Origin of the sequence: Wolbachia endosymbiont of Drosophila mauritiana, from assembly GCF_004795975.1 — a bacterium.
Lineage (GTDB): Bacteria > Pseudomonadota > Alphaproteobacteria > Rickettsiales > Anaplasmataceae > Wolbachia.
The window spans coordinates 1,092,968-1,113,089 of record NZ_CP034335.1 but is presented as its reverse complement, the minus strand read 5'-3'; the positions used below and the strand labels follow the sequence as shown (position 1 = coordinate 1,113,089).

Sequence of the window (20,122 nt, the reverse complement as noted above, 5' to 3'; positions counted from 1 at the left end):
GAATCATCTATCTTACTGAATCCTTATCTTCTTTTTTGTTATTGGATTGTAACTGTATGTCCTTTGCAAAGTTGAATTTTTCTTTCAGGTAATCTGTTGCCTTTTCTGTGCTTCCAAACATCATGATCAGTACGCCAAATATTATCATGAAAAAAATTAGGCCTCTGAACACTACTGCAAGTATCACTGTAGCTATACATAAACCTATAATTGTTGAGGGACTTATATTTTCTACAGTATCTTTAACTGAAAATGAAGAAATAAGTTCTTTCAACGTTCCTGGTATATTTTTCAATTCATCACTTGCTTTGCTAGAACATGACATGAAGATAAAACTTAACAGAGCTACAATAGCAAAAACTCTACCCAATTGAATATGCATCAGCTAAATACCTTTAAGATACTCCTCAAATGTAACAATTTTTACATCAATAGGCAAGAACCGAATTCACTTGCTCACCATAAGTAACTCATATTTAACTTTTATCACCGTGTTAGCTCTTTATTATCAACAAGAGGACTCACACTAATGGATGTCAATTTACTTGACAGAATATTTGAACAAAATTCAGCAGCAGCAGCTGTAGCAAACACTGCAGCCACCACAAACAGTCCTGCTCCTACTAATCCTGATGTCATTACTCCTGCAACAATGCACCCTATTGCTAAGAGAGCAGAACTTGTTACAAGTGCGACGTGAAGATTTTTATTATGAGGTTCTTTAACTTTACTCTTATTTTCGTAATTAGCAGCTTCTTTTTTTTCGGATTGCATTGCCTGACTACCTGTCACTAAGATCACACACTGAGATGATTCTTTTTTAACTTGATCTTCAATCTTTTCATGATGTTTAGAAGGGGATCTTTTTCCGCTTGGCCCTTTGGGCCTTGTTTTGTTCGGATGTGCTAATTTTGTTTTTCCTTCATCTTCTAGTTGCAAACTATTATCTTTCTCAGCAGGGTTTAATTTTAAGTGTACACTTTCCTCAGATGAAATGCTTGTTACTGAAGTTAAGCTGTTCCTTCTGCTACTTGATGCCAAGCTAGATGAATTTATTCCACTATCTAAATCACTACTACTACTGAGTTTAGAAGTATTTTCATCGCTTGGCACTTCTACAGCATTTACAGTTATATTAGGCTTTTCACTTTTTAAATCTTTACTATCAATCGAAAGATCAGATTGACTATTCAATTGTGATTGTGTGATCTTCTTTCTTTCTTGCGATTGTTCTGATGTAGGAATTGTTGAAGCACCATAATAACCTGAATTTCTCAATGTATTGTATGTTCCTGGGGTTCCTTTTTCACTTACACCCTTAGCTAAAGAACCCCTTTCCAAAGCACTGCTACCCGAACTTTCAGCAATTGCAACTTCACTAGGAAAATTTTTTTCTTAAATAATCCCATAACATTACCTTGTCTATCTGTTTGATTATTTCTAGAACCTTTCTGATTTTGAATAGTGCTATTAGAATGATTTTTATCACTGTTCTTATTAGTAATTACTGAAATTATTCCTAATATTTTTCCTCTTCTTGTTGGTGATCCTTGTGATTGTTCTATTTCATTCTTAAATACTGGAAGTCTGACCTCTGATCCCATTACTTCTTTTTTCAATGCTGGAAGGAAGTTGTCAATATAATATCTATAATATTTTTTATATTCTTCTTGCTCTCTCAGTAATTTTTTTAATTGAATTAATACGTTAGGATCAGCTCCTTTGTTGAACAACTCTATGCATTTTGTGATAGTTCCATCTCCCTTTTTTAGATTTTCATGATTATGTTTTTTTTTGTGACCTTTTTGTATATAATTTCGTACAACTCTTTCGTTTTTGATGCTGAATAATTCTCTGTTTTCTCCTTTCTCTTATCTGAGATTTGTGAACTTCTGATAGGATCACTAGTAGATGAGTAAGTATTGTTTCCTACTGCGCTATCAAATAGCACTCTTTCCTCATATGATGAATCAAGCATAACATTCCTCTCATACAAATAAAATGTATGAATACCTCTTTAGCGTTAATTTTACATTAAAACTGGGCAGTTATGCCTTATTACGGATAATTATAGCAATTTGCTAACTATTTTCTTTGCTGATTACTGATTTTACATTTCAACATAATTGCTTGCCTGTTGAACTAGCAGATCTATTACTTCTTTTACAGGCTTTTCTCTATCAACCATGCCAACACTTTGACCGGCCATTAAAGATCCTGTTTCAACATCTCCATCAATTACTGCCCTTCTTAAAGCTCCAGCCCAGAATTTTTCTATTTCAAGCTGCCCATTTTCTTTTGAGATCTGTCCATTTTGATATTTATCGATAATGTTTCTTTGATGCTTCATAAAATCGTCATTTGCTTTGTTAGCTATAGCTCTTACTGGAATTACAGGAAAATCAGCACTGATCTGCACAGAAGATACTGCATTACGCGCAGCTGATTTGATAAACACTTCTTTAAAATTTTTGTGGGCAATTGACTCATTTGTGCAGACAAATAATGTACCTATTTGACAGCCACTTGCTCCCATTTCTAGATAGTTCACTATCATTTCGCCTCTTCCTATTCCACCTGCGACAAACACTGGTATTTGTTCATTTTTAAAATGAGGCAATATCTCTTGTGCGAGAACAGAAGTGCTAACTGGACCTATGTGCCCACCTGCTTCCATTCCTTCTATTATTAATGCATCTACTCCCATTTTTACTAACCTTTCCGCAAGGCTTAATGCTGGTGTAAAGCACATAACTTTAATACCTGCATTCTTGATTTTTTCTATATTAGGCTTTTTTGGTAACCCGCCAGCGAGAACTGTGTGGCTTACTTTTGTTTCAATGCATATATCTATTAACTCACTCAAATTTGGGTGCATAGTAATTAGGTTTACACCAAATGGCTTATGAGTTAATTTTTGTGTTTCTATGATTTCTTTTTTCAGTAAATCTGGAGACATTGCACCACATGCAATTACGCCAAATCCACCAGCATTTGAGATTGCTGAAACCAAATTTCTCTCTGAAACCCAGCTCATAGCACCACCCATTATTGCAAACTCACTACCGAGAAAATTCGTTCCTTTCTTCCAAAGCCTGCTCAACATATAGCCTATATCATACGTTTAAAAATGTTTTGTTTATCTATAAATGTGTGTTTTAAAGCACCAAGTATATGCAAGGTTATAAAGACTATCATAAGATATGCAAGCATCGAATGTAGCTGATTAGCTGCACTAGCTAGCTCTTTGTTTTCATTGATTAACAAAGGGATATGAACAAAATATTTGATCTCTTTACTAGAAGCAGAAGACATGACATAACCAGATAGCGGTATTAGCACCATCAAAGCATATAAACAAAAGTGTATCATTTTGCTCGCATTGATTACGAATCGAGAAAAATTGGCTGGTAATGGCGGAACATAAGTAAAGACGCGAAAAAATATACGTACTATAGTTAATCCAAGAACGGTGATACCACAAGCCTTATGAATAGCGTATATGCTGAATTTAATTTCACTGCTAATCGGCAAACTTTTCATGTACAGTCCAGAACAAAGCATACCAATAATAAGAGCAGACATTAACCAATGAATGATCCTTAAGCCTAAACTATATTTATTGTTTTTCATTAATTTTGATTACTCTAAAGTAGAATTTATATAGTAGAAAAACTATTTCTCAATCAAAATTATCTATACATAATTTCGCTGCCTTGATCAACATAAGTACAATAATTGTATGTGACACATAAACATTGTCTATCAGATCATGAAGAAGTGGTGAAGTTTTTGAGAGTTTTTTATTGTAACGATGAGTTATAGCTTGTACAAGAAGCCTATTGACTTTAAGCACATTTTACCCTATACAATTTTAACATCTTAAACTTCCAAACATGCCAGATCTAAAGACAATGATGCTAAACTTTGGCCCTCAGCACCCAGCTGCACATGGGGTGTTACGTCTTGTTTTAGAGATGGATGGTGAGGTGATCGAGAGGGCAGACCCTCATATTGGGCTTTTGCATCGCGGCACTGAAAAATTGATAGAACATAAAACTTATCTTCAAGCTCTGCCTTACTTTGACCGCCTTGATTATGTGTCACCAATGTCACAAGAGCATGCATATTCGTTATGTGTAGAGAAATTATTGCAGTGCGAAGTTCCGATTAGGGCAAAATATTTGCGTGTTCTATTTTGTGAGCTGACAAGAATACTAAATCATTTACTAAATATCTCTTCCCAAGCACTTGATGTTGGGGCGATGACTCCTCTTTTATGGCTCTTTGAAGAGAGAGAAAAAATACTCGAGTTCTATGAAAGGGCCTCAGGTGCAAGATTTCACGCAGCTTATATAAGGCCAGGTGGACTTGCAGCAGATATCCCAGAAGGTTTGATTGAAGATATTGCAAAATTTATAGAGCAATTTCCAAAGTATATAGATGATGTTGATGATCTTCTGACAGAAAATAGGATATGGAAGCAACGCACTGTAGGAATTAGTGAAATATCAATAAAACAGGCGCTTGATTGGGGCTTTAGTGGACCAATGCTCCGTGCTGCTGGACTTGCTTGGGACTTGCGAAAAAGCCAGCCATATGAGATATATGATCAGCTAGATTTTGATATACCTATCGGTCAAAATGGTGACTGTTATGACCGTTATTTAGTAAGAATGGCGGAGATCAGACAATCTATCAGCTTGGTGAAGCAATGCATAAAGAAGATGCCTGAAGGGCCAATAAAAACTGAAGATAGAAAAATTTCTCCACCGCCAAGAGCAGAAATGAAAGAATCCATGGAAGCTGTGATTCATCATTTTAAGCTTTACTCAGAAGGATATCATGTGCCAGAAGGTGAGGCTTATGTGGCTGTTGAAGCACCAAAAGGCGAGTTTGGAGTATATATAGTTTCAGACGGTACCAATAGACCTTATAGATGTCGAATAAGAGCACCTGGCTTTGCGCATTTACAGGCCTTAGATTTCATGGCAAAAGGACACATGCTTGCTGACATTGCAGCAATTATCGGTTCACTCGATATAGTCTTTGGTGAGATTGATAGGTAATTATTGTAAAATAGTAACTTAACTAATGGTTAAGACATCTTCTATCATAAGTTGTATAAATTCATTGCCATTCCAGTAATTCATAGAGATTTTACCCAAAATGGCTTTAACATTACCCTGCATGATAGCAGAGCCAAGCTCAGTATTTGCAGAGCGAAACGCAATAGCTTTTACCATAGCATTATCATCAGCAATAAAACATTTTATATGATCAACTCCTATAACTTCCGGTTTTCTTATCTTTGCTCCCTGAATGATAAATCTCGGTTCAGGGTTGCCAACACCAAATGGCTCTAAGCGTTGCAATTGATTCCACATGGATAAGTTTATTGCTTTAGCTGTTACTATGCCATCGGCTTTTATGATTTTGTCATTTGTAGAGTTTGCAAATCTTTCAGTAAAAAAATCATGTAGATCACTTATTTTGTCTTCCTTAATCGAAAATCCCGCTGCCATATTGTGACCACCACCTTCAATGATTAGGTTGGTAAATTTTGCAGAAAGAACCGCGGCACCAATATCTACTCCAGAAATTGACCTACAACTTGCTTTTCCTATTCCGTTATTTAAAGATATCACTATCGTTGGTAGGTGAAACTGCTCCTTTAGTCTTGATGCAATGATACCAATTATTCCTTGATGCCAATTGCCACTTACCATTATAAAATTTACACCTAATAAGGTAAATTTTTCTGCCTGTGTTGTAGCTTCTAAGAGAGCCTCATTTTCTAGCATTTTTCTTGCATTATTCAAATCTATTAGTTTTAGCGCGATTGAATGCGCCTCTTCTTCATTATCAGTGGAAAGCAACCTTGCACCGAGCGATGCTTCTCCAATTCTTCCTCCGGCATTTATACATGGCCCAATACTAAACCCTAATCGTGAAACACTTGGTTTTTCAAGGATTCCCAAAGCGTCAAACAAAACACGTAAGCCAACATTTTTTCTTGCTGACATAACTTTTAATCCTTGTAAAACAAAAGCCCTATTTAGGCCTGTGATCTGCATAACATCGCAAACAGTTCCAAGAGCAACCAAATCCAGTAGATCAAATAAATCTGGTTCTTTTTTGTGGGTAAAAAATCCTTGCTCACGTAGGCTTCTGTTAAGGGCAACAATTAGCAGAAATGACACTCCAACTGCTGCAAGGTTAGTATAAGGAGAGCTTTCATCAAGGCGGTTGGGATTAACAACTGCTACAGCGTTTGGTAACTTTTCTGTACCAAGGTGATGATCGACAACTATAATATCAAGCCCAAAAACCTTTGCATCTTCTATTGGTTGATATGCAAGCGTACCACAATCAACAGAAATACATAAATCAATTCCGTTCTTTTTAAGTTGTAATAAAGCATCTACGTTTAATCCATAGCCCTCATCAACACGATCTGGAATATAGATTATAGAGTGTGTTCCAATCGTTCTTAAATACCTATTAATCAATGCTGATGACGTTGCTCCATCAACATCATAGTCACCAAATATTGCAATATTTTCATTATTGTTTATTGCTTTTATTATGCGAGAAACAGCTTTGTCCATATCAAGTAGGTGAAAGGGATCTGGTAATAGTGATCTGATTAGTGGATGTAAGAAGTCATGTGCATTTTCTATGTTAACACCACGACTAACTAATATTCTTGCTAATATTTCTGGCAACTCAAATCTCTGTATAAGAGTTAAAATCTCCCTTTGATCTGCTTCTTGTAACTTCCACAGTGCATTTGTTATGCTGCGTTTTTCAATATCAAGTAGCATACTCTTTATAAATAAAACTACTTTACCAGAACTTTTAAGCTTGTTCTATAATTGTGTTAGACTTCTGTATAACCTAAAGAAAGATATAGGAGGTGTCACCTGAAAGAAATCACATTTATTTTGACAAAGAGCATCTGCAAAATCTGATACTTCTTCTTGTATAACGTGCTCTTTAATTAGTATTATATCTATATTGGTATACAAGTATGAATATTATATTAATGTAATTACTTTTTAAGTATGAATCGCAAATTTATGCCTGGAAATGTTTTTTAATTACTCGAACCTTTTCTACCTTTATTTCATATTCTTTAAAGTATTTCTTGCACTTTCTTTATAAAAACCATAGGTACCAATCGGTTTTTAGCTTAAGAATAAAGGTCAAGTATCTGGAATTATGGACATAAAATCCCCCTGAAAGATTAGAAAGAAAATGCAGCGTACATACTACAGTATACACTGAAGAGTACACTTTTTATTGAGAAATTGACTGAAAAGTCTGCAGACGAAGATAGATTTTTGAGCTCTTAAAATACCTCTACTGTTAGGGTAAGGAAAGCGAGAAGGTTTGTCAAGCAATCTTTATTGGCTGTTGTACTAGAATTCAGTTTTTCCTATAATTTGCTAGGATTTATATGAAGAATTTTTAATATGAAAGGCCTATACATTAAAACTTACGGCTGTCAGATGAACGTTTATGACTCTGTTTTAATGGAGAATATAGTTAAGCCTCTAGGATTCAACATTGTTAGTGATGTAGAACAAGCTGATTTGGTGATATTGAATACTTGTCATATTAGAGAAAAGGCAGCAGAAAAGCTTTACTCAGAGCTTGGAAGAATCCATTCATCACAAAAAAATAAGGAAATTACTATAGTGGTGGCCGGGTGTGTGGCTCAAGCGGAGGGAGAAGAAGTGTTCAGAAGGGCTCCTTTTGTTGATATTGTTGTTGGTCCGCAGAGTATTGCTGCTTTACCGGAATTGATAGTAAAAGCAAGCAGAAGTAAAGGTCATGTAATAAATACTGATTTTCCAGAAGTTGCGAAGTTTGATAAATTGCCAGATGAATGTTATGGCAATAGTCAAGGGTTTTCTGCGTTTCTTGCCATACAAGAAGGTTGTGATAAATTTTGTACGTTTTGTGTGGTGCCTTACACTCGCGGGGCTGAGTATTCACGACCAGTAAATGAAATATTCCGTGAAGCATTGAAGTTAGTTGCAAATGGAGCAAAGGAAATTACTTTGCTTGGTCAGAATGTCAATGCTTATCATGGGGAGTGCGGAGGAGAAGTGTGGGATTTAGGAAAATTAATTAGTCACATTGCTAAAATTGAAAACCTAGAAAGAATCCGCTACACAACTTCTCATCCAAGAGATATGCACGAATCTCTCTACTTGGTACATGCGGAGGAATCAAAACTCATGCCGTTTGTTCACCTACCTGTGCAGTCAGGTTCGAATAAAATATTGCATGCAATGAATAGAAAACACACGGCAGAGGAATACTTGGGAATAATAGACAGATTGCGCAAATTGAAACCTGAAATTGAATTTTCTTCTGATTTTATCGTTGGTTTTCCTGGAGAAACTGAAAAAGACTTTGAAGAAACTATGAAATTAGTGGAAAAAGTAAAGTATGCTCAGGCTTATAGTTTTAAATATAGCCCAAGACCAGGTACGCCGGGAGCAGAAAGAAAAGATCAAGTACCAGAAGAGATTAAAACAGAGCGCCTTCTTCGTTTACAAAAATTAATTAGTGAACAACAATTTGAGTTTAATAAAAGTATGGTAGGCAAGACTATTCCTGTTCTGTTCAGTGATAAAAAAGGCAAACATCAAGCTCAAATTATTGGCAAAAGTCCATATATGCAATCAGTTTGCATTGATGATCCTGAAGGGAAGTACGGAGATAAAATAGTAAATGTAAGAGTGTTGGAAGCTCGGCAAAATAGTTTATTGGGATGTGCTGCCTAATTACAAAAAAGTGCTCCTGCGTTCTTGCGCAGAAGCGCTTTATGTGGTTTTTTCAAGTTATCTAGGTTTAATACTTAAAGAACTACAACTCTGTGTTACGCAATCATACGAGATTTGATATAATAGATTTGCGGGATTTTTTTTCTTTTCCCACTGATAGCGTATTTTTTCAATCTCTCCAGAATTCTTGTATTCATAAGAACGCGATCCCCAAATAAAGCTGCTTTTACTATTGCTTTTGTTAGCATTATGAAATTTCTGATAAGGCCAACTGTTATTGTCTTTATTCATCTTTAACTTAAGTAAATAAGTCTGATTTATTAGTATGCTGTATAATAATGTCAATACCTTTTTATGTTTATAGAAATAGAGTTTTTGAATTTGTAATTTTCCAAAAAGTTCTATATTCTTTAACTTTATCCAGTCAGAATGAATATGAAGCATTATCCTGATACAAGCAGTAGTCCTGATTTTTCATTACTAGAAAAGGAAATCATAAAATTTTGGCAGGAAAATAAAATTTTTGAGCAATCAGTTGAGAAGCGTTCTAAGGATAATTGCTTTGTATTTTATGATGGGCCTCCGTTTGCAAACGGGCTTCCGCATTATGGACATTTACTCACTGGTTTCATCAAAGACGCATTTGCAAGATATCAAACCATGCTGCAAAAAAGAGTTGAACGTAGATTTGGTTGGGATTGCCATGGGCTACCGGCTGAGATGGGCGCGGAAAAAGAACTTAGAATATCTGGCAGAACTGAGATAGAGAAGTTTGGCATTGAAAAATTCAATAATCATTGCCGTACTTCTGTGATGCAATTTTCATCAGAATGGGAGAAGTATGTAAATAGACAAGCAAGATGGGTAGATTTTCACAATGACTATAAAACCATGGATAAATCATTTATGGAGTCGGTCATGTGGGCATTTAAGCAGCTTTATGATAAGGGTCTGGTGTATGAATCAATACGCGTTGTTCCCTATAGTTGGGCATGTGAAACTCCATTATCTAATTTTGAGACAAGGCTTGATAACGCATATAGAGAAAAAACTAGCAAAGCTGTAACTGTTGCGTTTGAACTTTTAGAAAATCCAAAGCAATTTAAACAAAAATGTAAATTACTTGCTTGGACTACAACGCCTTGGACATTGCCGAGTAACCTTGCACTGGCAATAGGAAAAGATATTGAGTATTGTGCAATGTTAGTAAATGGTGAAGTCTGCATCTTTGCTGAAAGTTATTTAGAGAAATTTGTCGGCCACTGTGAACAAAGCAATATTCAATATGAAAACTGTAATACAAAACTTAAAGCGAGTGATCTTGCAGGTCTTTCCTATAAACCACTGTTTGATTACTTTAAAGATACAAAAAATGCATTCCGTGTTTTCAGTGCTGATTATGTTACAGCAGAAGACGGCACTGGTGTTGTGCACACTGCTCCTGGATTTGGTGAAGAAGATTTTTACCTTTGCCAAAGCCATGATATTCGAGCTGTTTGTCCAATTGATAACGGTGGGAAATTTACTGCAGAAGTTTCAGATTTAACAGGAGTTCATGTTTTTGATGCCAATGATACAGTAATAAAAAAATTAAAAGAGCAGGGGAGTTGGTTTAAGACTGAGCAACATATTCATAATTATCCTCACTGCTGGAGAACTGATACTCCTTTGATCTATCGCACTATGCCTTCTTGGTACGTTGCTGTGACAAAGTTCAAAAGCAGAATGGTAGAGCTAAATAAGAGAGTTAATTGGATGCCAAATCATATAAGAGATGGTCAATTTGGAAAATGGCTTGAAGGAGCGCATGACTGGTCTATTTCACGCAATCGATTTTGGGGTACGCCAATTCCTGTGTGGAAATCAGATGATGCAAAATATCCAAGAGTGGATGTATATGGTTCGATAGCAGAACTAGAGCAAGATTTTAATGTTAAAATAGATGATTTGCACAGACCATTTATCGATACTTTAACAAGACCAAATCCTGATGATCCAACAGGAAAATCAGTTATGCGTCGTGTGCCTGATGTGTTTGATTGTTGGTTTGAGTCTGGCTCGATGCCGTTCGCGCAAATTCACTATCCGTTTGAAAATAAGGAGTGGTTTGAGAGTAATTTCCCTGCGGATTTTATTACTGAATATATAGCACAAACAAGAGGATGGTTTTATACGCTTTTTGTGCTTTCCACTGCTTTATTTGATAGTGAGCCATTTAAGAATTGCATATGCCACGGTGTGGTTCTTGATGTGAAAGGTCAGAAATTATCCAAACGTTTGAATAATTATGCAGATCCAATGGAGGTTTTTGACAAATATGGTTCTGATGCGCTGCGTTTTCTTATGCTATCTGGTTCCATTGTTTGCGGTGGTAATTTACTACTCGACAAAGAAGGAAAATCAATACGAGATATTCTGAAGGACGTAATAAAACCTATTTGGAATAGTTATCACTTTTTCACTATGTATGCAAATGTAGATGGGATTAAAGCTGAAGTTTGCAAGGACTATAGAAGTACTATTGATCGTTACATGATTTCCAAATGTTTTGAAGCTGTGGAAGGTATTCAAGCTTCTATGAACAACTATAACTCCCAGGAGGCTTGCAAAATCCTGACAGATTTCTTTGAAGTGCTAAATAACTGGTATATTCGTCGCAGTCGCGAGCGTTTTTGGAAAAGTGACTTAGATCAAGATAAAACCGACGCTTATAATGTTCTGTACACAGTTTTTTATTACATGCTTCGAGCTGCAGCTCCTTTGTTGCCACTCATAACAGAGACTATATGGCAAGGGCTTAAGTACAAAGAAACATCTGTTCATTTGTCTGATTTTCCACAATCAGATAGATATGACAGTGAATTCATTGCCAAGATGGATTTGGTAAGAGAGATATGTAACTCTGCATTATCCATCAGAAATACGTTTAACATGCGCATCAGGCAGCCACTTGGCAGTATGACCATTTATCATAGGTCTTCCTGCGATTTCCTTGAAAATGAATATCAAGAGATAATAAGAGATGAGGTGAATGTAAAAGAACTAGAAATAGTAAGTGAGTTGAAAGAAGTTGCGTCACTAGAGCTAAAACTAAATTTTCCGCTACTTGGTAAGAAGGTTGCAGATAAAATCAAGAAACTAGTTCAATATGTCAAAGAAGAAAAGTGGAGACAAATTGAGAATGAGCAAATATTTCTGGGAGATGAAACAGAGAGCTATACTATAGAAAAAGGTGAGTATGAACTATTGTTAAAAGCAAATAGTGAATATTCTTCTGTATTTGATAACAATAAAGGGATTGTTGTTCTGACTACTGAGCTCAATGACGAACTAATTCTAGAAGGACTCGCAAGAGATGTTGTGAGGCTTATTCAAGAAACTAGAAAACAAGCTGATTTTCATATATCAGATAGAATCAGAGTAATAATTAAAGCAGAAGATGAGAAAATTAAGGAAGCAATAACTACATGGAATAAATATATAAAAGAGCAGACCCTTGCCTTATCTTTGGACACTAATAAAGAGATCGAGGCCGATTTCTATTCTAAGGAATACCAAGGTTTGACAGTTGGTATTAAGTTAATAAAGTTGCAAAATTAGTAATGTTTATGCTATACTTAAATTGCTTTAAGTAGGGTGGTGGTATGAATCAAGTTGTTGCAGATGGTCATAGAGAAGTTATTGATTTAAATAACAACAGTGATGGTTTAGGTAAAGTAGAATCTATTTTTAATGTTGCTTTGGAAGAGGAAGAAGAGTTTTTTGATGCTATGGAAGATGTTTCTAATGTAGAAGAAGGGAATGATTTAGGTCTTGCTAATTCAGAAGAGGGAGAAGAATTTTTTGATGCTGTAAGTCAGCAAGATTGGTTAACTAAACAGGTAGCTGCTTTTAATGTTCCACTCAGTATATTTCATTATAAAGATTACAACTCTGACTTTTTTACTTCCTGGTATAATATATCAAGTAGAATATTTAAAGAGATAAACAGAGCTTGCCCGGAGAAAAAAGTATTAAATTTAGCTCTGTCAGTTTTAATGCTTCCTTATATTGCTTTTGTTGCAATGGGGTTAGTCATATACAGTAGATTTAAAGCAGACAGCAAGACACAAGAAGGTGTAGTGGAAGATAAGGCAAAAAAGAGTGAAACAAGTGTATCGAGAAGATTTGCATACGGTGCTCTTGCTGCAATAGCAATTTTTGTTAATGTGACTGTGCTTGTAGCCTTAATTGTTCCTGCAACAATTGCTTTGGCTACTTTTTATCTTTTAAATAGAGAGTTATCTCACTCTTTAGTTGCTGTTCTTAAAATAAGTATGGGGCGATATTCTAATAAGCACCAAAATATTGAGATATCTTTTCATGAAACGGAGTTTCCTGAACCAAACATTACATGGGATATGGAAATAAAATTTCCACCGCAATTTAAACAACTGCTTAGAGATTTATGTGAAAATGAAAATGATAAATGGTTTAGTGTGAAGCGGGGTTTAGAGCATAATATCATACTGAAATTATCAGCTAGTATCAATTTAAACAATGGTCTTAAGCCCTTGCATAATGAAATTAAGAATGTGATTGCAACTTCAATTCAAGAATTCGCAAAAACTATGGAAGAGCTGGTGAAGCTAGAAAAAGAAGAGATTACACGTGATAAATTGAAGGAATTATTGAACGAATTCAGGTTGAAAGTGGTGAGTAGTATAGGTTCTAAGTTGACAACTCACTTAATAGAAAATGCTTATCAAGTTGCCTTTATACAAGCAATTAAGTTTCAGCAGAATAGACGGGGAGAAGATTTTTCGCTGGAAGATGAGCTAAAAAATACTTTAGTGAAGCAGAAGTTAGAAAGTCAAGGTAAGGAATTACCAAATGAGAAAGAGATGATAATAAAGGATCTAAAAGAAGCAGGAGCAAAAGTGCCAAATGCCCTAGACAATAGTGAGCTTCCTGTATTTAAAGCAGAATGGGAGCGACTTATACAAGAAGGGAAAATAACTAGGAAAACAATAATTGATGTTTATAAGGATACAGATCTTGGAAAAACAGAGGAAGTTCTGAATGATGCTAAAGAAATAATTAAAGATTTAAAAAAACAAGGACAAGTAAGATATACTGGGATACATGAAAAGCTGAAAGCAGTGTATAATGAAGGAAAAAACAACTTAACAAACGATGATTTAAAAAGGAAATTAGAAGGTCTTTTTAAGTTCGAGTATGGTGATCAAGAAGTTGAGCGAAGGCTAGTAAAATCAGTAATGAAAAAAACAAAGGGTGAGTTAGGCCTATTAGGCATGCTAAGCTTAATAGACCAGTTTCGAGATTTAGAAGAGGAGATAAAAGGTCCTTTGAATGGGGAAAGTTTAGAAGAAGCTTCAGGTAAAGTGAATGATTTTATAGCAAAGATGTATTTAGAAATAACGAAACGTAAAACACAAGATTTGTTTAAAAGTCAAGCAAAGGGTATAGAGAATTCATGTAAGCTGTTAGAGGAAAAGGAGCCGGATTTAGTACAGAGGATTAATGTGCACCGAGTGAAAATTGCAGAATGCTTAGATCAACCTATATCGTTAAGAGAAGTAATAGAAGAAAGTGAGGATTTAAATAAGTACTTAGAAGATGAACGAAAGAGAAAAGGAGAAAAGCATCCAAGTACAAAATTAATAGAGAAGCACTTGAAAAATAACCAAGAAATTCTGAAAGCATTAAAACAGTTAGAATTAGAAGAAAAAGGATTGTTGATAAATGAAAAAACAAAAAATGATTATAGAGAAGAACTGGAATCTCGTGAAAAAATAAAATTTGCAATAATAGAAGATGCTTTACTTAAAGCATTCGAGCATGAAATTTTTGATGAAGAAGCAATTAAGAAGTTATTAGAGGAAGCGGAACTTGAGTACTACTTGGCAGAAAAGTGCATAAAAAGTCCTGTAATTAAAATGAAAGATAATATCAAACACTTTTGTCAAGATTTATTGTCTCCTTTAATAAATAGGTTGGTGGAAAATATAGTAAATAATGTGCCAAAAAGCGATAAGAGTTCATGGCTGCAGCCTATAAAAGCTATTAGGACAGGCTTGGGATATATTCAAACAGGTCTTGCCGTTGCAATGCGTGGGGATAAGAGCGCAGAAGGAAAAGCGTTGAGTGTGGCACATGATACTCATAAGGAAGTAGAAACATTTCTTCAACATTTTCAATCAAGTTATGAGGAAGTAGGAGTTTTTTTTGGTAATTTATTTTCTGATGATGGAGAAACATTTAAAAATGATGTGTGGCCTCAAATAGAAGAGCATTTGCATGGAATGTGGGATAGATTTTTCAAAGATATTGAATTCAAGATAGGAAATAAATTGGATGAAGTAAACGTGACACAGCAAAATCAGGAAACGGCGATTACGGCTTAATAATGAGCTCTCAAAGTTCCTTCAGTATTTTCACACACTAAGTTGACTATCATATTTGATTCTTTTTGGATTTCCTCTTCAGTTAAAGTGTGAGTTGGAGAGCAGAAAGTAACTGAAAATGCTATAGACATCTTATTCGATTCTATATTGTTTCCATGATATACATCAAATATCAAAACTTCTGTGATGAGCTCTGAGCTTTTTTTTACCATATTGATTATACTGCCTGCTGCTACATCTTTATTTACAATAAATGCAAAGTCGCGTTTTACACTTTGATATTTATAATCGATAAATTTTTTTCTACTTATAGGTAAATTTTCGATATTTTCTAATATCAACTCAAAGCCTACAATTTTTTGTTTGATGTTAAAAAAATCCAATATACTCGGATGCAATTCTCCAAAATAACCAACTATTTTACTTCTAAAAGATAAGGAGCCTAATTTTCCTGGGTGATAATATTCTTTTTCTGCTCTCTCTATTGCTAAATTATCACAATTGACATTAAAAAGTTCCAAAGCTGTTATGAGGTCAGCCTTTGCGTCAAAAATATCTACTTTTCTATCAGTGTTATAGTGGTTTTTCGGCGAATTATTTCCTGATCTAATTCCACTTAAAACGTACTTAGACTGAGCCTCACCATTATAAATTGGTCCAATTTCAAAAATTGCGAGATCAGATATCCCGTGAGCAATATTATCTGCAGTGACTTGCAACAAATTTGGTATGACACTTGGCCTCATTATATTGAAGTTATTATTAAATGGATTATCGATAATGAATAACTTATTCAAGTAACCAAACTTTTCAGCTATTGATTCACTCATAAAAGACCAAGTTATCACTTCATGAAATCCTCTGCTTGTCATTAAAATGCGCAAATCATCTTGTGTCTCTTCTTCTACTGTAACGTCTTCTGCTAGTTGCTCTTCCTTTATTTTATCATAGCCGTATATTCTTACTGCCTCTTCAACTAGGTCAGCAGGTATTTTTATGTCTGGTCTCCAGCTTGGTACTTGTATATTCCAATTACCTTCGGTTTTTTTATCGATACTAAACCCTAGCTTTGTTAAAATATCGAATAGCTCATTAGGTGATGCAGATACACTTCCAAGTTTGTTTGCATCTTGATAATCAAAATTTATCTTGGTATCAGCCTTATTCAAATTGCCAGCAGACATTATGCTTGACACTTCTCCGCCACATAAATCCAAAATCATTTTGGCTGCAAGATTCAGCCCATCAAGAATGAATCCATGATCAACTGAGCGTGCAAACCTGTAACTTGAGTCTGTGGAGATGCTGAGCTGCCTTGAAGATTTAGTGATAGAGATGGGGTCAAACCAAGCAGACTCTAAAAAGATATCAGTAGTCTCAAGAGTGCATTCACTGTACTTACTGCCCATAATTCCAGCAATTGCATGAACATTTTTATTATCAGAAATAACGCTTATGTCTTTGTTTAATAAGTACTCTTTATCATTTAAATCAATAAATTTTTCTTCGTCATTTGCTTTGCGTACTATGAGCTCTCCTTCTATTTTTTTTGCATCATACGCGTGCATCGGGCGCCCGAAAGATATTATAATGTAATTAGTAATATCAACTATTGCAGAAATGGAGCGCATTCCTATCGATTCCAGACTATCTTTTAGCCATTTTGGACTCTCTTTATTTTTTACATTAGTGATATATGCTCCACTAATAAAACTCTCCCCATCGATGACTTTGACGTTTATTAGTGAGTTCATAGAAGCGGTAAGTTGTGGAATGGTTAAAGTCTTTAACGTTCCAATTCCAGTTGCTGCTAGATCACGTGCTATTCCATAAACACCTAAGCAATCTCCACGGTTTGGAGTGATGTTTATGTCAATTACAGGATCGCAATTGAAAAATTTATCTCCTGTTTTATAATCATCAGAAAGCTCGATTATTCCTTCACTTTCATCTTGAGTCAGCGAAAGCTCAGAGGCAGAGCAGAGCATCCCTTCACTTAGCACTCCTCTTATTTTTGTAGGCTTAATTGTAAAGTTGCTTTCTGGCAATGTGCTACCAAGAGATGCAAGTACAGTCTTCATGCCTTCTTTAACATTTTTTGCTCTGCAGACTATCTGCAGAACTTTACTTCCATCATTTACTCTACATAATTTTAATTTATCAGCATTTGGATGAGGTGCAACTTCTAATACTTCTGCAACAACAAACCCGGCCAATCTGGAATTGTCGATCACATTCTCTACTTCCAACCCTATGTGAGTTAATTTATCAGTAATTTCCTCTAAATTAGCATTGGTTTCTAAGTACTCTAATAACCAAGATAATGTGAACTTCATTTATCTAACAAGAAACAAAAATTCATTGTAATGTAAAATGTGATGTTTTTAAAGTTTGTTGTAATAAGTGGCTTCTATATTGCAAAAAACAACAGAGAAGCCTACTCTTTCTACAAAGAAAGAATTTTCTTTATATCACCTTTGCAGTCCATTTCCATGCAGAGTTGAATGTTCATATTGTGATCATCTATATGGAAATTATAAATGTAAGCATCACCAGTGAAATTTCCTATAACATCATGGCTTTCATTTAGCATTTCACCTGCCATGTGGAAAAGACCAGTGTCTGAGTTAGAAGAATAATCTGTAAACTTGATGTACCCGTTACCACATTCCTGTTCTAAATTTAAAGGTGGATTAGTAAAATCTATTTCGTTCATAATTGCCTCATATTAAAATTAAATTATAGTTAAAATAAGATGTTAAGTCAAGAATTTAGAATAAGATTGGTAGCTGACTATAATTTGCATTTTAATTGTATATTTTGTTAATATGTTAATGCTATAATAATACAGAGCTCCTTATATTAATTCTTGACTTTATTCTATAAAATTTATACTTTATTTACTGCTGCAGTTTAAGTATACAGGGTCAAAATGGCGTTAAATCCGCTAGAACAATTTAAAGTATATACAATAATAGAACTACCAAAATTATTTGGGTATGACATAAACTTTACCAACTCATCTCTTTTTATGATGATCTCGGTGATATTAATGGTACTGTTTTTGCTCCTTGGAATAAGAAAAGGTGCAGTAATACCAGGATATTTGCAAGCTGCAGTTGAATATGTATATGATTTTATTGTTTCAATAATAGAAAGTAACACTGGAAGCAAAGGTTTGGAGCACATTCCTTTGATATTTACAGTATTTATTTTCATTTTATCGTGTAATTTAGTTGGTGTTCTTCCTTATAGTTTCACAGTTACAAGTCATGTGATAGTTACCTTCGCTTTATCAATGGTGGTTTTTACTTATATAACGATTGTTGGGTTTAAAGAAAGAGGAGTAGAATTTTTACGTATATTGCTACCAAAAGGAACTCCTTCGTGGCTTGCACCTATAATCATCATTATTAAATTATTTGCTTATTTAGTAAGACCGATTAGTTTATCAATAAGGCTTGCAGCAAATATGATTGCGGGTCATACAATCATCAAAGTGATAGCAGGATTCGTCGTAAATATGAACATATTTTTTACACCTGCACCTTTTTTGTTTATAATTGCACTAATAGGATTTGAAGTATTTGTTGCAGTTTTGCAAGCTTATATATTTACTATATTAACATGTGTATATTTGTCAGATGCAGTAAAGTAATTGACTTCCTTGCAGAATATTTTACAATTATATTATAAAGAAATAGTTAAAGGTAATATATGGATTTAGTGGCTTTAAAATTTATAGCAATTGGTTTGGCTGTATTTGGAATGCTCGGTGCTGGTTTAGGTATAGCTAATATCTTCTCTGCTGTGTTAAATGGGATTGCGAGAAATCCTGAGTCAGAAGGTAAAATGAAAAGTTACGTTTATATTGGTGCTGCCATGGTTGAAATTATGGGGTTGCTTGCGTTTGTACTTGCAATGTTATTAATATTTGCTGCTTAACAGATGCCACAGCTTGATATTTCAACTTTCTCTTCTCAAATTTTTTGGTTTTTAATTTTTTTCTCTTCACTTTTTTTTATAGTGAGTTGTTTGTTTTTAACGAAGTTAGATGAAATAATAAGCACTAGAAGTAAAGAAGTGTTAGATTCATTTAATAGTTCTATTCACCTTTTAAGACTTATAGAAGAGCAAATTGCCAAGTATAATGCAGCTTTAAATCAAGCTAGAGTACGGGCAAAAAAAATCATAGATGATGCATTTGCTCAAGTAGAAGAAATGAGAGCGAATGTTAAGGATATATTGGAAGAGGAAGACAAGAAGATGATTAAACTTGTTGAAGAAAAGGTAGTACAATTTAAATCTAAGTATATTAGTGAATTAAAACAAATGGCTACTAGTATTGCTTTGATTTACTATACTAAGTTAGCTAATTCTGAGATTGAAGAGGAATTTGTTGCTGATTTGGTATCCAAAGAATTTTAGGGTTTTTATGTCTACATTACTAGTTATAAGCCTTGCTTTTTTAGTAGGTTTTATCCTCTCATATAAATTGCTAAGGAAGATAATAAAAAACGCGCTTAACAATAAACGTAACAAAAGCAAGTTTTCAAGTGAAGAAACTGAAAAATTCAGAAAAGATATGTTGGAGTATTACAAAAAATCTTCTGAAAAATACAAAAAATTAGATGCAGAAGTTAACAAAATGATGAATGAAGCACTTGATAAGGCTAATAGTATTATTAAGCATAATAGACAGCAACTCAATCAAACGTTAGATGAAAATTCCCATTCTAATTTGAAGAAAGTTACTGACCAAGTTGAAAAAGCTCTTGGGGATTTACAAGCTAACACAGCGAGTATAGCTGCTGATGCTGTAAAAAAAATAATGCATGAACGTAAAGATGATAAGCGTAGTAGTGAGGTTATATCTTCGTTTTCACGTGACTTGAGCAAAAAGTTGCATTAAGT

At 34.5% G+C, this 20,122-nt stretch carries 17 protein-coding genes; 8 read left to right on the top strand and 9 right to left on the bottom strand.

Annotated elements, in window-relative coordinates; genetic code table 11:
- Positions 1-7: 7 nt before the first annotated feature.
- The 6 genes from EJB00_RS05290 to EJB00_RS05275 all read right to left on the bottom strand — a co-directional run bounded on the left by EJB00_RS05290 (position 8) and on the right by EJB00_RS05275 (position 3,633).
- Positions 8-382, bottom strand: a complete 375-nt coding sequence (locus EJB00_RS05290) for a hypothetical protein (RefSeq protein ID WP_015587929.1) — start codon at positions 380-382, stop codon at positions 8-10.
- Positions 383-486: 104 nt separating this feature from the next.
- Positions 487-1,341: a hypothetical protein gene (locus EJB00_RS06640; RefSeq protein WP_369800705.1), complete on the bottom strand. Its 855-nt coding sequence runs from the start codon at positions 1,339-1,341 to the stop codon at positions 487-489.
- Entirely contained in the window at positions 1,323-1,733 is a 411-nt protein-coding gene (locus EJB00_RS06635; protein WP_369800706.1) for a hypothetical protein, read from the bottom strand. Before EJB00_RS06635 ends, EJB00_RS06640 begins: the two co-directional genes overlap by 19 nt.
- 35 nt (positions 1,734-1,768) lie before the next feature.
- Positions 1,769-1,978: a hypothetical protein gene (locus EJB00_RS06630; protein WP_369800707.1), complete on the bottom strand. Its 210-nt coding sequence runs from the start codon at positions 1,976-1,978 to the stop codon at positions 1,769-1,771.
- A 132-nt stretch (positions 1,979-2,110) separates the two neighbouring features.
- Positions 2,111-3,106 carry an NAD(P)H-dependent flavin oxidoreductase gene (locus EJB00_RS05280; RefSeq protein ID WP_135352998.1) on the bottom strand — a complete coding sequence of 332 codons (996 nt, stop codon included), beginning with the start codon at positions 3,104-3,106 and terminating at the stop codon, positions 2,111-2,113.
- Between the two features lie 5 nt (positions 3,107-3,111).
- Complete coding sequence (locus EJB00_RS05275; protein WP_015587927.1) at positions 3,112-3,633, bottom strand: cytochrome b; 522 nt, start codon at positions 3,631-3,633, stop codon at positions 3,112-3,114.
- 263 nt (positions 3,634-3,896) lie between these two features.
- Between EJB00_RS05275 and EJB00_RS05270 the strand changes: the two genes are divergently transcribed.
- Positions 3,897-5,069, top strand: coding sequence for an NADH-quinone oxidoreductase subunit D (locus tag EJB00_RS05270; RefSeq protein ID WP_135352999.1), 1,173 nt, complete (start codon positions 3,897-3,899; stop codon positions 5,067-5,069).
- Between the two features lie 18 nt (positions 5,070-5,087).
- Here EJB00_RS05270 and recJ read toward each other — a convergent pair whose 3' ends face one another.
- Positions 5,088-6,827, bottom strand: coding sequence for a single-stranded-DNA-specific exonuclease RecJ (gene recJ, locus EJB00_RS05265; protein ID WP_015587925.1), 1,740 nt, complete (start codon positions 6,825-6,827; stop codon positions 5,088-5,090).
- Between the two features lie 651 nt (positions 6,828-7,478).
- Between recJ and miaB the strand changes: the two genes are divergently transcribed.
- The 3 genes from miaB to EJB00_RS05245 all read left to right on the top strand — a co-directional run bounded on the left by miaB (position 7,479) and on the right by EJB00_RS05245 (position 15,208).
- A complete protein-coding gene (miaB, locus tag EJB00_RS05260) occupies positions 7,479-8,801 on the top strand; it encodes a tRNA (N6-isopentenyl adenosine(37)-C2)-methylthiotransferase MiaB (RefSeq protein ID WP_015587924.1) in 1,323 nt (440 codons plus the stop codon).
- Between the two features lie 429 nt (positions 8,802-9,230).
- Entirely contained in the window at positions 9,231-12,401 is a 3,171-nt protein-coding gene (ileS, locus tag EJB00_RS05250; RefSeq protein WP_135353000.1) for an isoleucine--tRNA ligase, read from the top strand.
- A 44-nt stretch (positions 12,402-12,445) separates the two neighbouring features.
- Complete coding sequence (locus tag EJB00_RS05245; RefSeq protein WP_135353001.1) at positions 12,446-15,208, top strand: hypothetical protein; 2,763 nt, start codon at positions 12,446-12,448, stop codon at positions 15,206-15,208.
- Here the strand turns inward: EJB00_RS05245 and pheT are convergent.
- Both pheT and EJB00_RS05235 read right to left on the bottom strand, forming a co-directional pair.
- A complete protein-coding gene (gene pheT, locus EJB00_RS05240) occupies positions 15,205-17,544 on the bottom strand; it encodes a phenylalanine--tRNA ligase subunit beta (protein WP_135353002.1) in 2,340 nt (779 codons plus the stop codon). The two genes, EJB00_RS05245 and pheT, sit on opposite strands and share 4 nt — an antisense overlap.
- 110 nt (positions 17,545-17,654) lie before the next feature.
- On the bottom strand, positions 17,655-17,924 hold the full coding sequence (locus tag EJB00_RS05235; RefSeq protein WP_010402566.1) for a hypothetical protein: 270 nt from the start codon (positions 17,922-17,924) through the stop codon (positions 17,655-17,657).
- Positions 17,925-18,140: 216 nt separating this feature from the next.
- On the opposite strand from EJB00_RS05235, the gene EJB00_RS05230 reads away from it, so the two are divergent.
- The 4 genes from EJB00_RS05230 to EJB00_RS05215 are packed head-to-tail and all read left to right on the top strand — an operon-like array spanning position 18,141 to position 20,120.
- Positions 18,141-18,866: a F0F1 ATP synthase subunit A gene (locus tag EJB00_RS05230; protein ID WP_015587920.1), complete on the top strand. Its 726-nt coding sequence runs from the start codon at positions 18,141-18,143 to the stop codon at positions 18,864-18,866.
- Between the two features lie 59 nt (positions 18,867-18,925).
- Complete coding sequence (locus EJB00_RS05225) at positions 18,926-19,153, top strand: F0F1 ATP synthase subunit C (RefSeq protein WP_015587919.1); 228 nt, start codon at positions 18,926-18,928, stop codon at positions 19,151-19,153.
- Between the two features lie 3 nt (positions 19,154-19,156).
- A complete protein-coding gene (locus EJB00_RS05220; protein ID WP_135353003.1) occupies positions 19,157-19,636 on the top strand; it encodes a F0F1 ATP synthase subunit B family protein in 480 nt (159 codons plus the stop codon).
- A gap of 7 nt (positions 19,637-19,643) precedes the next feature.
- Positions 19,644-20,120, top strand: coding sequence for a F0F1 ATP synthase subunit B family protein (locus EJB00_RS05215; RefSeq protein WP_015587917.1), 477 nt, complete (start codon positions 19,644-19,646; stop codon positions 20,118-20,120).
- The last annotated feature ends 2 nt before the right edge of the window (positions 20,121-20,122 follow it).

What these genes read in the sequence shown, in the direction of transcription:
- EJB00_RS05215 (WP_015587917.1), top strand. Translation starts at nt 19,644, where the DNA reads ATGTCTACATTACTAGTTATAAGCCTTGCTTTTTTAGTAGGTTTTATC.
- miaB (WP_015587924.1), top strand. Translation starts at nt 7,479, where the DNA reads ATGAAAGGCCTATACATTAAAACTTACGGCTGTCAGATGAACGTTTAT.
- EJB00_RS05220 (WP_135353003.1), top strand. Translation starts at nt 19,157, where the DNA reads ATGCCACAGCTTGATATTTCAACTTTCTCTTCTCAAATTTTTTGGTTT.
- EJB00_RS05275 (WP_015587927.1), bottom strand. Translation starts at nt 3,633, where the DNA reads ATGAAAAACAATAAATATAGTTTAGGCTTAAGGATCATTCATTGGTTA.
- EJB00_RS05230 (WP_015587920.1), top strand. Translation starts at nt 18,141, where the DNA reads ATGGCGTTAAATCCGCTAGAACAATTTAAAGTATATACAATAATAGAA.
- EJB00_RS05290 (WP_015587929.1), bottom strand. Translation starts at nt 382, where the DNA reads ATGCATATTCAATTGGGTAGAGTTTTTGCTATTGTAGCTCTGTTAAGT.
- EJB00_RS05245 (WP_135353001.1), top strand. Translation starts at nt 12,446, where the DNA reads ATGAATCAAGTTGTTGCAGATGGTCATAGAGAAGTTATTGATTTAAAT.
- ileS (WP_135353000.1), top strand. Translation starts at nt 9,231, where the DNA reads ATGAATATGAAGCATTATCCTGATACAAGCAGTAGTCCTGATTTTTCA.
- EJB00_RS05270 (WP_135352999.1), top strand. Translation starts at nt 3,897, where the DNA reads ATGCCAGATCTAAAGACAATGATGCTAAACTTTGGCCCTCAGCACCCA.
- pheT (WP_135353002.1), bottom strand. Translation starts at nt 17,544, where the DNA reads ATGAAGTTCACATTATCTTGGTTATTAGAGTACTTAGAAACCAATGCT.
- recJ (WP_015587925.1), bottom strand. Translation starts at nt 6,827, where the DNA reads ATGCTACTTGATATTGAAAAACGCAGCATAACAAATGCACTGTGGAAG.
- EJB00_RS05280 (WP_135352998.1), bottom strand. Translation starts at nt 3,106, where the DNA reads ATGTTGAGCAGGCTTTGGAAGAAAGGAACGAATTTTCTCGGTAGTGAG.
- EJB00_RS05235 (WP_010402566.1), bottom strand. Translation starts at nt 17,924, where the DNA reads ATGAACGAAATAGATTTTACTAATCCACCTTTAAATTTAGAACAGGAA.
- EJB00_RS06630 (WP_369800707.1), bottom strand. Translation starts at nt 1,978, where the DNA reads ATGCTTGATTCATCATATGAGGAAAGAGTGCTATTTGATAGCGCAGTA.
- EJB00_RS05225 (WP_015587919.1), top strand. Translation starts at nt 18,926, where the DNA reads ATGGATTTAGTGGCTTTAAAATTTATAGCAATTGGTTTGGCTGTATTT.